10 protein-coding genes are annotated in these 17,032 nt (G+C 43.4%); all 10 read left to right on the top strand.

What is annotated here, in order from left to right:
- The first annotated feature begins 1 nt into the window (after position 1).
- The 10 genes from GVT53_RS13985 to GVT53_RS13940 all read left to right on the top strand — a co-directional run bounded on the left by GVT53_RS13985 (position 2) and on the right by GVT53_RS13940 (position 17,031).
- Positions 2–1,579, top strand: coding sequence for a glycoside hydrolase family 43 protein (locus GVT53_RS13985; RefSeq protein WP_166249128.1), 1,578 nt, complete (start codon positions 2–4; stop codon positions 1,577–1,579).
- 55 nt (positions 1,580–1,634) lie between these two features.
- Entirely contained in the window at positions 1,635–3,209 is a 1,575-nt protein-coding gene (locus GVT53_RS13980; protein ID WP_240905023.1) for a carboxylesterase/lipase family protein, read from the top strand.
- Positions 3,210–3,240: 31 nt separating this feature from the next.
- Positions 3,241–5,634: a glycoside hydrolase family 127 protein gene (locus tag GVT53_RS13975; RefSeq protein WP_205791706.1), complete on the top strand. Its 2,394-nt coding sequence runs from the start codon at positions 3,241–3,243 to the stop codon at positions 5,632–5,634.
- Between the two features lie 17 nt (positions 5,635–5,651).
- Entirely contained in the window at positions 5,652–7,631 is a 1,980-nt protein-coding gene (locus GVT53_RS13970; RefSeq protein ID WP_166249126.1) for an alpha-L-arabinofuranosidase C-terminal domain-containing protein, read from the top strand.
- A 36-nt stretch (positions 7,632–7,667) separates the two neighbouring features.
- On the top strand, positions 7,668–9,440 hold the full coding sequence (locus tag GVT53_RS13965; RefSeq protein ID WP_166249125.1) for a glycoside hydrolase family 43 protein: 1,773 nt from the start codon (positions 7,668–7,670) through the stop codon (positions 9,438–9,440).
- Positions 9,441–9,485: 45 nt separating this feature from the next.
- Positions 9,486–12,215, top strand: a complete 2,730-nt coding sequence (locus GVT53_RS13960) for a glycoside hydrolase family 97 N-terminal domain-containing protein (protein WP_166249124.1) — start codon at positions 9,486–9,488, stop codon at positions 12,213–12,215.
- A gap of 168 nt (positions 12,216–12,383) precedes the next feature.
- On the top strand, positions 12,384–13,877 hold the full coding sequence (locus GVT53_RS13955; RefSeq protein ID WP_166249123.1) for a vanadium-dependent haloperoxidase: 1,494 nt from the start codon (positions 12,384–12,386) through the stop codon (positions 13,875–13,877).
- A gap of 260 nt (positions 13,878–14,137) precedes the next feature.
- The gene (locus tag GVT53_RS13950) at positions 14,138–15,268 is read left to right on the top strand and encodes an NAD(P)/FAD-dependent oxidoreductase (protein ID WP_166249122.1); all 1,131 of its coding nucleotides are present in this window, start codon (positions 14,138–14,140) and stop codon (positions 15,266–15,268) included.
- Entirely contained in the window at positions 15,268–15,978 is a 711-nt protein-coding gene (locus GVT53_RS13945; protein ID WP_166249121.1) for a methyltransferase domain-containing protein, read from the top strand. The genes GVT53_RS13950 and GVT53_RS13945 overlap by 1 nt, the downstream gene beginning before the upstream one ends.
- Entirely contained in the window at positions 15,979–17,031 is a 1,053-nt protein-coding gene (locus GVT53_RS13940) for a type III polyketide synthase (protein ID WP_166249120.1), read from the top strand.
- Position 17,032 lies beyond the last annotated feature (1 nt).

Raw genomic sequence — 17,032 nt, 5'->3', positions numbered from 1 at the left:
CATGAGAAAAGCACATCTTTTTGTTCAAATAACGATTTTGCTGTTTTTTGGTTTTTCGGGACAGTCCCAAATGAAGAAGGCCACCAACCCCATTATTTTTGCCGATGTACCCGATGCCTCTATGGTCCGAGTGGGCGACAATTACTACATGAGCAGCACCACAATGCATATGAGCCCGGGAGTGCCCATCATGAAATCAACGGACCTGGTCAATTGGAAGATTGTCAATTATGCCTATGACCGATTGGGCGAAGTGGATGCCCTTAATTTGGAAAATGGCAAAAATGCCTATGGCAGGGGGTCATGGGCCAGTTGTATTCGTTATCACAACGGAACATTCTATGTATTTACATTTGCCGCGACCACTGGAAAAACATATGTCTATTCCACAAACGATATTGAAAATGGAACGTGGAAGGTACAGACCTTTGAGCCATCTTACCATGACCTGACCGTTTTTTTTGATGACGATGGAAAAATTTATATGATTTGGGGCAATGGTAAATTAATGATGGCCGAACTCAAAGCTGATTTTTCGGGTATCAAGGAAGAAACCAAAAAGGTATTGTTGGAAAATGCCAGCGCCCCGGCAGGAGAGAATATCATGTTGGGAGCAGAAGGATCACAACTTTTTAAGGTCAACGGCAAATATTACCTTTTCAACATCACATGGCCCCAAGGTGGGATGCGAACCGTACTTATTTACCGTTCCGATAAGATCACAGGACCCTACGAAGGTAAAGTAGCATTGCAAGATAGGGGCATCGCCCAGGGAGGACTCATTGATACACCTGACGGAAGATGGTTCTCCTATTTGTTCAGGGATTATGGATCTGTTGGAAGAATCCCCTACCTACTGCCCGTTGCCTGGGAAGATGGCTGGCCCGTTTTAGGAGTTGATGGAAAAGTGCCCGATACGTTGGACCTTCCATCTGGTAAAGGTTGGATCCCTGGAATTGTAAACTCCGATGAGTTCAAAAGAAAAAAGACAGATAGGGAGCTGCCACTGGTCTGGCAGTGGAACCACAATCCGGTAGACAGTCTATGGTCACTTTCCCACCGAAAAGGGTTTCTTAGGTTGATTACAGGGCGTACGGACAACTCATTGGTTGAAACCAGGAACACCCTTACGCAGCGTACCATTGGTCCTGTATGCGAAGGGACTATTGCTATGGACATTTCCAATATGAATGAGGGAGACAAAGCTGGTTTGGCTCTTTTACAAAAAAACTATGGCTGGGCAGGTGTTGCCAATGTAAAAGGGAACAAGAAAATCGTAATGGTTTTAGGGAACAACGAAGGTGAAAAAATCATGGAGGAATTACCGATAGATCAAAAAACAGTCTACTTAAAGGCCGCTTGTGATTTTACGGACCTGAAGGACGTGGCTTCGTTCTATTATAGTCTGGACAATAAGGAGTGGAAGAAAATAGGATCGGAATTGCAAATGTCCTATACCCTGCCGCATTTTATGGGTTATCGTTTTGGGCTTTTCAATTATGCGACCAAAAATCCAGGAGGGTATGTAGATTTTGATTTCTTCAGAATAAAAGATGAACTGACGGTAAGTTTGGACTAGGATACAAATTTAATTGGGCCATATGAAGAAGACCATTAAATAAAATAGCATGAAAATGAAGCAAATTATAATCACGGTAATAATGGCATCGATAGTTTTTGCCTGTAGTGAGAAAAAGGAAGACGACACTCCGGGAGTGGTCAATACCAAATACGGAAAGGTACAGGGGACCGTTGAAGATGGACTTACGGTTTTTAAAGGTGTTCCTTTTGCAGCACCTCCCGTAGGCGATTTGAGATGGAAGGCACCACAGCCCCCAACATCTTGGGACGGTGTAAAAGAAACTACAAAATTTGCTCCCGCTCCCGTTCAAGGGAATGATCAGAAGGGCAATAGCGAAGACTGTCTTTACCTTAACATATGGACACCAGCTACTTCCTCAGGGGAAAAAATCCCGGTTCTGGTCTGGATCTATGGGGGTGGCTTCAGTTTTGGAGCCACATCAGAACCTGTTTACGATGGTGCGGCCTTGGCCAAAAAAGGAGTTGTGTTGGTCAGTATTGCCTACCGTGTAGGGCAGCTGGGCTTTTTGGCACATCCAGAGCTCAGTAAGGAGAGTCCCGACAAGGTATCGGGAAACTATGGAATACAAGACCAGATCGCAGGCCTAAAATGGGTCAAAGAAAATATTGCTGCCTTTGGTGGTGACCCAGATAAGATTACCATTTTCGGAGAATCAGCAGGAGGTATTTCGGTAAGCATGCTCTGTGCTTCCCCATTGGCCAATGGTCTTTTTCAAGGGGCGATTTCCCAAAGTGGCGGTTCCTTTGGGCCTTCTCGACCGGTTACGTTTCCTGGGGAGAATATGAAAACACTCTCCATGGCCGAAAAAGAAGGGGTTGCCTATGCTGAAAATGCCGGAGCATCATCTTTGCAGGAACTTAGAAAATTACCTGCGGACAAACTCCCTCTCGGTATGGGCATGGGCGGTGCTTGGCCCATCATCGATGGATATGTCATCCCAGATGATCAGTTCAAACTATATGAAAAAGGGGATTACAACGATGTACCCGTTCTTATAGGCTACAACTCCGACGAAGGAGCAAGTTTTACTCGGGAAAAGGACGTTCAAAGTTTTGTTTCAAACGTAGAGAAGCGCTATGGAAAGTATGCAAAGGATTTATTGGAAGCCTATCCTGTCGGTGAAAATACCATTCCTAAAACAGCCCGTGATTTGGCCCGCGATGCCGCTTTTGGATGGCATACCTGGAGTTGGGCACGCCTTCAATCCAGGACAGGGGACTCAAAGGTGTACCTGTATTATTTTGATCAACATCCTGAATATCCGGAAGATTCACCCAAATATGGATACGGCTCCCCACATGCACAAGAAGTCCCTTATGTCTTTCAAAACCTAGATCAAAACAATCCAGATTTGTCCACATCTGACAGTGCTATATCCGAAGCTATGGGCACCTATTGGACAAATTTTGCCAAATATGGAGACCCGAACGGAGAGAATGTACCTGAGTGGCCTGCCTTTTCTGAGGAAAATCCCAAAGTGATGTATTTTGAACAAAGCCCCCATTTGGGTCCAGTTCCGAGTGAGGCATCATTAAAGGTGCTTGACAATTATTTTGAATGGCGTAGAAGTCCCGAAGGGAAAGAGTGGGTAAATGAGATGGAATAAAAAGTTCGGCGAACAATGCAAAACCACATAAATGAGTAAGACAATGAAAGCCAAAATACCCGTATTGCTAGTTTGCACAGTTGTTTGTCTACAATTTGGACAGGCCCAGGAAAAACTGTATCCAAATGAGTTTTCACTTGGCGATGTTGAACTGCTGGATGGTCCGTTCAAAGATGCCCGAGATTTGAACATTGAAGTACTCCTTAAATATGACCCGGACAGATTGTTGGCCCCCTATCGTAAAGAGGCCGGATTGGAACCCAAAGCCCCTGCTTATCCCAACTGGGAAGGATTGGATGGTCACGTTGGTGGACATTACCTGTCCGCTATGGCCATGAACTATGCATCCACAGGAAATATGGAGTGTAAACGACGCATGGATCATATAGTCGCCGAATTGAAAAAATGTCAAGATGCGAATACCAAGAACAATCAAGAATGGGGAAAAGGCTATGCGGGAGGATTTCCGAACAGTGCAAAACTTTGGTCATCCTTTAAAAAGGGAGATTTCAAAGTGTATTTTTCCTCATGGGCACCCTGGTATAACCTACATAAAATGTATGCAGGCCTTAGAGATGCCTACATATACGGGGACAATGTTATGGCCAAGGAAATTTTCCTGAAATTTTGTGATTGGGGGATAGAACTGACCGATGGACTCAATGAGGAACAGATGCAACGCATGCTGGACATGGAGCATGGGGGCATTAATGAGAGTTATGCCGATGCCTATCAAATTTCGGGAGATGAGAAATATTTGAAAGCTGCCAAACGATTTTCCCACAAACAGGTTTTGGACCCGCTCTCACAAGGAATAGACAACCTCGACAATAAGCATGCAAACACCCAAATTCCCAAATTCATTGGTTTTGACCGAATCGCGGAATTGGACGATGCCGATAAGTTCGAAGCCGCCAGCACCTATTTTTGGGAGACAGTGGTGAACAATAGGAGTTTGGCCTTTGGGGGAAACAGCAGAAAGGAGCACTTTCCGAGCGTGGCATCCAGTATAGATTATGTGACCGAGGATGATGGGCCTGAATCCTGCAACTCCTACAACATGCTCAAGTTGACCGAAGGATTGTTCCGTAAGTTTCCCAACGCGAAATACGCGGATTATTACGAGAAAACGCTGTATAATCATATTTTATCAACACAACATCCAGAGCATGGAGGTTACGTGTATTTTACCTCGGCTCGACCAAGACATTACCGAGTATATTCGGCGCCCAACGAAGCGATGTGGTGCTGTGTGGGCACAGGAATGGAAAACCACGGCAAATACAACCAGTTTATTTATTCCCACAATCAAGATGCACTATATGTCAATTTGTTTATCTCGTCTGAATTGGATTGGAAGGAAAAAGGAATCAAGCTAAAACAGGAAACGGATTTTCCAAACGGTGAGACGACGAGATTGACTTTTACCGAAGGGGATGCAAACTTCGAACTGTTGATTCGTTACCCCGGTTGGGTCGCCAAAGAAGCTTTCAAAATAAGAATTAATGGGGAGGAGTACGAGCATGCCGCCATACCATCTTCCTATATTCCGATAGCAAGAACATGGAAAAAGGGTGATGAGGTCGAAATTTCGCTTCCCATGAAAAACCATATCGAACGTTTGCCCAATATTCCCCAATACGTGGCATTTTTTCATGGCCCCATTTTATTGGGTGCCAAAACAGGAACCGAAGACCTAAAGGGTCTTATTGCAGATGATAGCCGTTTTGGACAATATGCCGGAGGAGAACGCTTGCCATTGGATCAAGCTCCCATTCTTATTGAAGATGATTTAAGAACCATTGCGGACAAACTAATTCCTGTACAAGGAAAGCCCCTTCACCATAAGCTGGATGTAAAAATGGTCAATCTCCAAGAACTTGAATTGGAGCCTTTTTATCAAATTCATGATGCCCGATATATGATGTATTGGCTGACGCTATCTGAATCTGGATACAAGGGATATTTAGATTCATTGTCCAATATGGAGAAGAAGAAAATTGAATTGGAGAGAAGGACGGTCGACCATGTGGCCACAGGAGAGCAACAGCCAGAATCCGATCACTATATGGAAGAGGCCAAATCCAATTCAGGTAATTCGCATGATGATTTTTGGCGCGAGGCAAGGGACGAAGGATACTTCAGTTATAAAATGGCCACAGGTTCAGAATCCAATCTGAATCTGTTGGTACGCTACTGGGGATTTGAATGGGGCCAACGCAAGTTCGACATCTATGTTGATGATGAAAAGTTGGCAACGGTGGACAATACCAAAAAATACAACATCAGTCAATTCAAGCAAGAGATGTACCCCGTGCCTGAGTCACTTTTAGAAGGAAAAGAATTTGTCCGTGTGAAATTTATAGCACACCCCAACAGTACGGTCAGCGCAGTGTACGACGTACGTTTGGTAAGACCCAATTAAGTAGAAATAGCATGAAAATGAATGTAAAGATTCTAGATTACCGAACCTTTGTTATACTGGCATTTGTCCTCATTTCAACAGGTTGTTTTGTACATGCCCAAGTACCAAAAGGGGGCAAAGAGATCAGTGATGAATTATTGGGTCTCTTTTTTGAGGACATCAACTATGCCGCAGATGGTGGCATATATGCCGAAATGGTTCAAAATAGATCCTTTGAATATGATCCCACCGAACAACAGGGATGGAATCCGTTTTCGTTTTGGGAATACATGGAACCCGGATATTCCTATGGAAAAATCAGTGTGGAGACCTCAAACCCCGTTCATAAAAACAACCCACATTATGTTGTCGTTGATGCTGAATTTATCGGCAATTATGAAGAACACGAAGGAAAGTCTGGTGTAGGGGTCAAAAATTTGGGCTTCGATGGAATGGTGGTCAAGGAAGGCGATACCTATAATTTCTCTGTGTTTCTAAAACAATTGAGTGAAAGCCCTATAACCTTGGACATTGGTTTGCAAGGCACAGATGGTACTGTTTTGGCGGAAAACAAAATACAGAGCACAGCCAAAAATTGGGAAAAATACACTACAACTTTGGTGCCTTCACAAAGCAGGGACACCACCCACCTGGTCATCTTGGCCACGACCAAAGGCAAATTTGCCATGGATGTGGTTTCACTTTTCCCTGAGAAAACCTTTAAGAACCGTCCCAACGGATTAAGGGCGGATATGGCCCAGCTTTTAGCGGATATGGAGCCCAAGTTCGTTCGTTTTCCGGGCGGGTGTCTGGTGCACGGAGACGGTTTGCACAATATGTACCGGTGGAAAAATACCATTGGGCCCATTGAACAGCGCGTGGAACAGCGCAATATCTGGGGGTATCACCAAACGGCAGGTTTGGGATATTTTGAATATTTCCAGTTCTGTGAGGATATCGGGGCAAAACCTGTACCCGTGGTACCCGCTGGGGTGAGTTGCCAGAATTCGGGAGGTACGTGGAGAATTGGAGGAAAAGGGCAACGGGCACTTCCCATGGACGAGATGGATGAATATATTCAGGAAGTATTGGATTTGATTGAATGGGCCAATGGGCCCGCTACATCAAAATGGGGCAGTAAAAGAGCGGCCGCAGGTCACCCGGAACCCTTCAACCTGGAATATGTGGGCATTGGAAATGAAGACAAAATGACCCCAGAATTTAAGGAACGGTTTACCATGCTCTACGAAGCGGTAAAAGAAAAACATCCAGAAATCACGGTCATTGGGACCGTTGGCCCATTTTTGGAAGGGGAGGATTTTGACAAGGGATGGGAACTAAGCAACAAATTAAGGCTTCCCATGGTGGATGAACACTATTATATTGAGCCGGATTGGTATTTGGGCAACCAAGAACGGTATGATGCATACGATCGAAAAAAAGCCCAAGTGTATTTGGGGGAATATGCCTCATGGGGCAACAAACTCTATAATGCCATAGCAGAAGCGGTCCATTTAACAGCCATTGAAAGAAATGGGGATGTGGTCAGAATGGCCTCCTACGCGCCGTTACTGGCCAAAAAAGGACATACCCAATGGTCAACCGATATGGTGTTTTTTGATAATACCACGTTGTGCCCAACCCCAAATTTTTATGTACAAAAGCTTTTCATGAAAAATAGCGGTGATCACTACTATGAAAATGTGGTCAAATTTTCTAAGAAGGATACCACATTGGCGGCTTCTACGGTGATGGATAGCAAGACAGGAGATGTGATACTAAAAATGGTCAATGCGGGAAAAGTGCCAAAAAACATGGAGGTAAACCTTTCCAAATTTAAAAATAGGGGAGGCAATGCAAAATTGACTGTGCTTACAGGAGACCCTGAGGCTGAAAACACTATTGAAGATCCTGGCAATGTTGTTCCGGTCACTAAGGCGTACAGTGTGGACAAGAATTTTACATATTCAGCACCTGCAATGTCATTGAGCGTCATCAGAATAAGGACAAAGACATAAACTTAAAAAAACTCACAACAGCAATACTAAATCAACATGGAAAAAATCAAACAAAACCTCAAAAGAATCACGGCCATTTTGCTATTGGCCGCAGTAGCGGGATTGTACTCCTTTTCGGTGGACGATGAAATTACAGGCCCAAAACCCAAGAAAGCAAACAACATCCCTGTATTCACCAAAGTGGTGTATGAGGGTAACGACCAAGTTTACTTGGACAACCCTTTACAGGATAACGAGTTCTATACTCCAATTTTACAGGGATGTTACCCGGACCCTGCCATTACAAGAAAGGGAGATGACTACTATTTGGTATGTTCCTCCTTTGCCATGTTTCCCGGGGTTCCGATTTTCCATTCCAACGATTTGGTCAATTGGACTCAGTTGGGGCATGTTCTTGATAGAACCTCTCAATTGGACGTTCACGATACAGGAATAAGTCAGGGCGTTTATGCACCGGGAATCACTTACAACCCAAATAACGATACTTTTTACATGATCGTTACCGCCTTTGCAGGTGGACTGGGCAATATTGTGGTGAAGACCAAAGACCCAAAACAGGGCTGGAGCGATCCGATTAAACTGAATTTTGGGGGCATTGACCCGTCCATATTTTTTGATGAAGACGGCAAAGGGTACATTGTTCACAACGACGCCCCGGATAAGGGCAAGGAACTGTACAGCGGACATAGGGTCATCAAAATTTGGGAGTACGATGTAGAAAAAGACCAAGTTGTTGAAGGGACCGACAAGATTATTGTGGATGGAGGCGTTGATATTTCCGAAAAGCCTATCTGGATTGAAGCACCGCACATTTATAAAAAGAATGGCAGTTACTACCTTATGTGTGCTGAAGGCGGTACCGGGGGATGGCATAGTGAGGTTGTATTTAAGAGCGATAGCCCAAAAGGTCCCTATGTTCCTGCACCCAGTAATCCAATATTGACACAGCGGTATTTTCCTAAGGACAGAAAGAACAAAGTGGATTGGGCAGGTCATGCCGACTTGGTCCAAGGACCGGACGATGAATATTATGGAGTGTTTTTGGCTGTACGACCCAATGAAGAAAATAGAGTGAATACGGGTCGTGAAACCTTTATTTTACCTGTGGATTGGTCCGGGGAATATCCTGTTTTTGAAAATGGTCTGGTTCCCTTGGAACCTAAACTTGAAATGCCCGAAGGTGTGACCAACAGAACTGGGAAGAACGGTTATCTGCCGAATGGAAATTTCACCTATACGGAAGATTTCAGTGAAGAAAATCTGGACTACCGATGGATAGGACTTCGGGGACCGCGGGAAGCCTTTATGGAGCAGACCAAAAAAGGTGTGGAAATTACCCCTTTCGAAACCAATATTAAGGAAGTAAAGCCCACCTCTACTTTGTTCTACAGACAACAGCATAATACTTTTTCTTTTACCACTACGATGGAATACAGACCCAAATCGGAAAACGATTTGGCCGGTGTGGTCGCCCTTCAGAACGAAGGTTCAAACTATGTTTTCGGAATCACCAAGAAAGGTAAGGACTATTATATGGTTCTGGAAAAGAACAAGTGGCCTAACAGGAGGGGAGAAATCATATCCGAAGTATTGGCTAGTGAAAAAATAGATTACGATGGCGAACTGGAACTTCAAATAAAAGCCAATGGAGATAAGTATGAATTTGCATATTCCAATGACGGTTCCACATTTAAGACAGTGGGAGGAGTGGTCTCTGGAGATATTCTATCAACTGATGTGGCAGGAGGTTTTACAGGATGTCTTTTGGGATTATATGCCACCTCGGCTAACGATATCGTTCCTGAATAAGGAAAAATCATCTTTGAAGAGTATCTGAAAGAAATAAAAGCAAAAATGAGAAAAACAATAGGTCTTTTGGTATGGTCCATTTTCTTCTTGACAGGAGCAAATACCTTCGCCCAAGATGATGATTTCCATATATATCTTTGTTTTGGACAATCCAATATGCAGGGTGCGACCAAGGCAGAACCCATGGATACAATTCCTGTGGCCGGATTTGAGATGATGAGTCCCATGGATTGTCCTGACCTGAATCGTAAAATGGGCGAATGGTATCCCGCCAAACCACCTTTGGCCAATTGCAACGCAGGGCTATCGCCCGCTGATTATTTTGGGCGCACCATGGCCGAAAATGCCAAAGAAGGAGTGAAGATCGGGGTAATCAATGTAGCCGTAGGAGGTTGTAAAATAGAACTTTACGACAAGGATAATTACAAAAGTTATGTAAAGACCGCCCCGGACTGGATGTTGAATTGGATCAATGAATATGGGGGAAATCCATATGGCAGATTGGTCGAACTGGCTAAAAAGGCCCAAAAAGATGGTGTTATCAAAGGCATTTTATTGCATCAAGGGGAATCGAACACTGGAGATACCTTATGGCCCCAAAAAGTAAAGGAAGTCTACAACAACTTGTTGAAAGATCTGGATTTAGATCCTGCCCAAACACCCCTGCTTGCCGGGGAACTTTTGAGCGAGGACGAAAATGGGGCCTGTGCCAGTATGAACAGCATCATAAATACATTGCCGCAGGTTATCCCAAATGCATATGTGGTACCTTCTGATGGTTGTGAAGGAACTCAAGATCGACTTCATTTTTCAGCCGCTGGATATAGAAAGTTGGGAAAACGCTATGCGCATCGAATGTTACAGGTTTTAGGGCAGGAAAGTAAGGATGTGGCATTGACTGCCAAAGGTCCCGATAGTATGCTTCAGGTTACGGTTGGCACCAGAAACGGAATGCCTTTTTATAATGTGATTTATGGTGACAAGCCCGTGGTGGTCGATGCTCCCTTAGGATTGGATACCAACTTGGGAGATTTCACCAAAAACCTTGTTCTTAAGGATAGTTTGATCATCGCCCCGATGAGCGAGACCTATTACATGAACAAAATAAAGAAGGAAAAGGTTGAATATAAGGCCAATGAAGCGGTTTTTTCATTTTTGAAGGATGGGTTAAATGCATTTGATTTAATTTTTAGTATTGGAAACAACGATATCGCTTTTAGATATAAGATGTATCCCCAGAACGAACATCTCAGCACTGTGGTCAAATCCGAGGCAACGGGATTCAAATTTCCGGAGGATACCAAGAGTTTTTTATCCCCAATGATGACCCCAATGACCGGATTTGCCCGAACTGCACCCAGTTATGAGAGTGGTTATGAGGTGGAAAAGCCCATGGTGGAAAATAAGTCACCTGAAGGTTATGTTTTCCCGGGACTCTTCCGTACAGAAAGCGGGTTTTGGGTTTTGGTTTCCGAGACAGGAGTACATGGTCAATACCCAGCATCCCATTTAGGAAATTTCAACAACGGCGGCTACAGTTTGGAATTTCCGAATCCTCGTCAAAACAACGGGTATGGGAGCAGTGCTGCCCAAATAGGGCTGCCAGGTCTATCCCCTTGGAGAACGATAACAGTGGGGAAGACCTTAAAGCCGATAGTGGAGACCACAATTGCTTTTGATGTGGTGCACCCATTATATGAGCCGTCCAAGCAATATGAGTACGGGCGAGGTACATGGAGCTGGATCATTTGGCAGGATGTGAGCATGAACTATGACGATCAAATAAAATATGTTGATCTCGCTGCCGAACTGGGATATGAATTTATTCTGATAGATGCTTGGTGGGACAGCCGGATTGGGTATGAACGCATGGAGGAGCTCATCAATTATGCAAAAGGTAAGGGTGTAGATGTGTTTTTGTGGTACAATTCCAATGGAAGTTGGAACGATGCTTTTCAGACCCCTATCAACAAAATGAGTACTTCCGTTGCCCGCAAAAAAGAAATGAAATGGTTGAACAAAGTAAGGGTAAAGGGAATTAAGGTCGATTTTTTTGGAGGTGACAAACAAACCACAATGCAATTGTATGAAGATATACTCTCAGATGCCAATGATTATGGTTTAATGGTAGTTTTTCATGGAGCGACCCTGCCCCGGGGATGGGAACGAATGTTTCCCAACTTTGTGGGAAGCGAAGCAGTTTTGGCTTCGGAAATGTTGGTTTTCTCCCAAGATGTGCGTGAAAAAGAAGCGCTTTACGCCACCCTTCATCCATTTATCAGAAATACCGTGGCCAGTATGGAGTTTGGCGGTACCGTACTGAACAAGTTTTTTAACAAGGGCAACAAGGATGGTCAAAAAAGATTGACCAGCGATATTTTTCAATTGGCAACAGCGATACTTTATCAAAATCCCGTGCAGTTTTTTGCCATTACCCCAAATAATTTGACAGATGCCCCGGAGTGGGCTTTGGATTTCATGAGAACCGTGCCCACTACGTGGGACGAGACAGTTTTTTTGGATGGATATCCCGGTAAATATGTAATTCTAGCAAGAAGGCACGGAAATCAATGGTATATCGCAGGAGTAAATGCACAGCAGGAAACTCTGGAAATAGATGTGAGATTACCCATGTTGGACAGCGGCGAAAAATTGACGATTTACAGGGACAACAAAGAACTTATGGGCAGTGCGACTACCGTAAAATTGAAAAAAAACAAACAAGTTTCGATCGAGATTCCAAATAAAGGGGGAATCCTAATTAAAAATGAATGATTGGACTGGTACAAAATGGAATATGACACATCAAAAACAATCTTCAAGCAACGGTATAGGCGGAGCTTTTTAGGTTTTTCAAAATAAAGATTTGACTTAATATTAAGGCTTTTACTTAATATGTATGAGTGCCAGTTGGCATCTAGGAAATTAAAATAATGATATAAAATGAATACGAAACTTAAACTGAAATATATTGGAATTGCTTTTTCCACCCTGATTCTTTTTGGTTGTAAGGGAGATAAGGCCCAAAAAGGAACAGAGGAAATGGAACAAACAGTGTCCAAGCAACCTTTGGGAGAGAACAATATTGCCCATAAATGGAGCGAGATAGCTTTGTTGGCAACGGCTAATGATACTGAAAAATTCAATCCAAGACCAACAATAACCTCACGATTTTTGGGATTGACCTTCGTGGCTATTTTTGATGCATGGAGCCGTTATGATGGGAAAGCGATACCGGTTTATTTGGAAGGTGTTGATAGGAGACCACAAAGTGAACATACGTTGGAAAATAAACAAATAGCCATAAGTTACGCGGCTTTTAGGGCTTTAAACGAATATTATTATTCGGACAAAGAACTTTTCAACGATTTTATGGTGGAGCTTGGGCTAGATCCAAATAACGAATCGTTGGACCCCAATACGCCCGAAGGAATCGGAAATTTGGCCGCAAAGGCAGTCATAGAGGCTAGAAAAGGGGACGGTGCCAATCAATATGGAGAAGAAGAAGGTTCCAACGGAAAACCGTATTTCAATTATACAGGGTACGAACCGGTAAATTCGGCGAATTCCAATGTCGACCCAAATCGCTGGCAGCCAAAATATTTTTCAGATGGCAAGGGGGGAAAGTTTGCTCCTGCCTGCCTAACTCCTTTTTGGGATAGGGTAGCACCGGTTTCCCTCAAGTCAGGGGATCAATTTCGTCCAGGACCGCCTCCAAAGATCGGTTCAGAGCAATTGCAAAAAGAAGTGCAAGAAGTTGTGGAGCTTCAGGCAAACCTTTCGGATTATCAAAAAGCGTTGGTGGAGTTCATGAGGGACGGCCCACAATCTGTCCAGCAGGCTGGCCACTGGTTGAATTTTGCCCAAGAAGTATCCAAACGGGATAATCACACCTTGGATCAAGATGTAAAAATGTTATTTTATAACCAAGTTGTTGCCATGGATGCATTTATTGCATCGTGGGACAGTAAAATGTATTATGACTTTGCCAGGCCGTTCGCTTTGGTTCATGAATATTATTCCGGGAAAACAATAAAAGGTTGGGGCGGGGTAGGTAAAGGTATGATTGAAATGGATGGTGGACAGTGGAGGCCCTATTCTCCGGATACATTTTTATGTCCTCCATTTCCGAGCTACACTTCTGGTCACAGTACCATTAGCGGCGGATGTGCCGAAGCACTAAAGCTTTGGACAGGTAGTGATAAATTCGGGTACGAGACCCAACTGGTTGCCGGGGCATTGACAGAGCCTGATAATTTAGGAGACACCATAACGCTGAAGTTCCCCACATTCACGGAAACAGCCCAAATGGCCGGTATTTCCCGTGTTTTAGGAGGGTATCACATTCAATCCGAGAATATTGCCGGATTGGAATTGGGCATAGATGTGGCAAGGGAAGCGTGGACATTTTATAAAAAACATATTGGTGAGGAATAACTCCAATTTTTTATAAAAGTATTGCTTGCCAACCCAATGATGACGTATTTCGATAAGCAAAATTGTGGGATAATGCCATTACATAGAAAAATTGGTCGAAGGTTTTTTTGTTTTTAGCCCTGACCAAGGACTATATTCTTTCTTCAAACTGTAAAGCACTGGTTTATTCCTTAAATTTACGGAACACGGTACAATGGATGTTTTCGTTTGTTGTAGGTAAAACAATTCTCTTCGACAAGGTGCAATAACAAGGTTTTTAAATGACAAGTCAACGGTTTGATGTGATTATTGTAGGAGGCGGTTTGGCGGGTTTAACCAGTGCCATTCACTTGGCAAAACATCAATTTCAAGTTCTTATCATCGAAAAAAACAGTTATCCAAAGCATAAGGTCTGTGGGGAATACGTCTCAAACGAAGTATTGCCTTATCTCAACTATCTTGGTTTTGACCCTTTCGAATTTGGGGCCCAACGCATTTCTGATTTTGAGCTCACCACCCACAACAACAAAACCATGAAAGCCAAATTACCGTTGGGTGGATTTGGCATTAGTAGATACGAAATGGACTTTAGGCTGTATCGACTGGCACTAAAGCATAGTGTTTCGGTAGTTGAGGATACTGTGGTCGATGTCCTTTTTACGGATGATATGTTTCAGGTTCAAACCAAAAAAGGTCAAAGTTTTACCTCTAAAATCACTATTGGTGCCTTTGGAAAACGATCTAATCTGGACCTGAAGTTCCAGCGTAACTTCATCAGCAAAAAATCACCATACTTAGGGGTGAAAATTCATGTATCAGGAGATTTTCCCAAAAATAAGGTAGCACTTCATAATTTTAAAGGGGGATATTGTGGTGTTTCCAAGGTGGAGAAGGAACATATCAATCTATGCTATATCACCAGTTACGCAGCATTCAAAACGTACAAGGATATTGATGACTTCCAAGATAAGGTCTTATTTAAAAACAGGGCGCTCAAGGAGGTGTTTCAGCATTCAAATCCCGAATTTGAACAACCATTGACCATCAGTCAAATTTCCTTTGCGACCAAAAAGCCTATCGAAAATCATATGATCATGTGTGGGGATTCAGCCGGAATGATTCACCCATTGTGCGGAAATGGCATGGCCATGGCGATTCGAAGCGCACATTTGGCATCGAACCTTATTATTGACTATCTTCAAAACAAAAAACAAACGCGAGCAGAATTGGAGCGAAAATATGCTACGGCTTGGAAAAGAACATTCAGTTTTAGGTTAAAAGTGGGACATGGCATTGCCTATTTATTCCGACAAGATTGGTTGGCACCAAAATTACTGCTAGTTTTAAGGGGAATGCCTTTTTTAATACCGTCGATCATACGGATAACCCATGGTAAACCCATACAAGTTTAATGAGCTTTTTTTTAAACACCACATACAGAAGTGATGCCACAGAATTAATGGACGATTTTTCCATGAAGGGCGAATTGCTTCGCGATACTTTGGACAAGCTTGGAAAAATAAACAAGTGGCTGGGTGGCAACCATGTAACCTTGAATGGCCTTCGCCAACTCTTGAAAAATCAACCTAAGGACAAGGTATTGACCATCGTGGATTTGGGTTGTGGACATGGTGATATTTTGAGATTGATTGCAGATTTTGGACGAAAGCACAACTACTCCTTCGAACTTATTGGCATTGATGCGAACCAAGATGCTATCGAGTACGCCGATGAATTATCCGTGGCCTACGAAGAGCTATCATTTAGGAGTGTGGATGTTTTTTCAGAAGAGTTCCGAGCTATGGAGTACGATATTGTGCTTTCAACCTTGTTTTTGCATCATTTGAATGAAGATGAAATCCATGCCCTATTAAAGGAGGTGACCACAAAAGCCAAGCTGGGGGTGGTCATCAATGACCTACATCGCAGCAGCACGGCTTATGGATTGTTCAGATTATTGGGCCTTGTCATTTCCAACCACATGATTGTGCAGGACGGATTGACATCCATTTTAAGAGCCTTCAAGCGAAAGGAAATCGAACAAATATCAAGTCAACTTAACCTTAACTCTAAAATTAGTTGGAAATGGGCTTTCCGCTACCAATGGCTAATTAAACCTTAAATGGCAGTAAAAATCACCTCGGTTGCAAAGCAACTACCAAAATATAGCAGGGAAACCAAGGATATTTTACCTTACGTAGAGCTTTGGCTCCAAGGGCAAGAGGAACGCTTTAGGCGAAAAGTCCTTAAGATTTTTGAGAACGCCGCGGTGGATAAGCGCTATTCCATCATGGCGCCAGAAGAAGTGTTTTTAAAGACCTCATTTGAGGAAAAAAATGACATTTACACCCAAGAATCCATAAAATTGGCGGAAAAGAGCCTTTTGAAAGCTTTGCAAAAGGGGAATCTTGAACCAACGGATTTGGACTACATTATCACGGTGAGTTGCACCGGCATTATGATTCCTTCCTTGGATGCCTATTTGATCAACCGGTTAAAGCTGAAACAGGACATTGTGCGGTTGCCGGTAACCGAGATGGGGTGTGCTGCAGGAGTATCGGGGATTTTGTACGCTAAGAATTTTTTAAAGGCGAACCCCAACAAGCGGGCTGCCGTTATTGCGGTGGAATCGCCCACGGCAACGTTTCAGCTCGATGATTATTCGATGGTCAATATCGTGAGTGCAGCCATATTTGGTGATGGTTGTGCCAGTGTCATTTTATCATCTTACGAAGATGAGGTTGGTCCAGAAATCAAGGATGAAGCCATGTACCATTTCTATGATGCAGAGCATATGATGGGGTTTAGATTGAGGAATAGCGGTCTACAAATGGTCTTGGACCAGTCCGTTCCGCAGACCATTGCAGATCACTTCCCGGATATCATTCATCCTTTTTTGGAGCGTAATGGCCTAACCATTGCCAACGTGGATCATTTGGTGTTTCATCCAGGGGGCAAGAAAATTGTCCAAACGGTTGAGGATCTTTTCGGTGCCTTGGGGAAAAATATAGATGACACCAAAGAGGTTTTGAGATTGTACGGGAATATGAGCAGTGCTACGGTACTTTATGTGTTGGAACGATTTATGGACCGAAAATTACCAAAAGGAGATACGGGCATTATGCTCAGTTTTGGACCTGGGTTTTCTGCTCAGCGAATATTATTGGAGTGGTGAT

The sequence above is a fragment of the Flagellimonas oceani genome (assembly GCF_011068285.1).
In the GTDB taxonomy this organism is placed as follows: Bacteria; Bacteroidota; Bacteroidia; order Flavobacteriales; family Flavobacteriaceae; genus Flagellimonas; species Flagellimonas oceani.
This window is presented reverse-complemented; position numbering and strand designations above follow the sequence as displayed.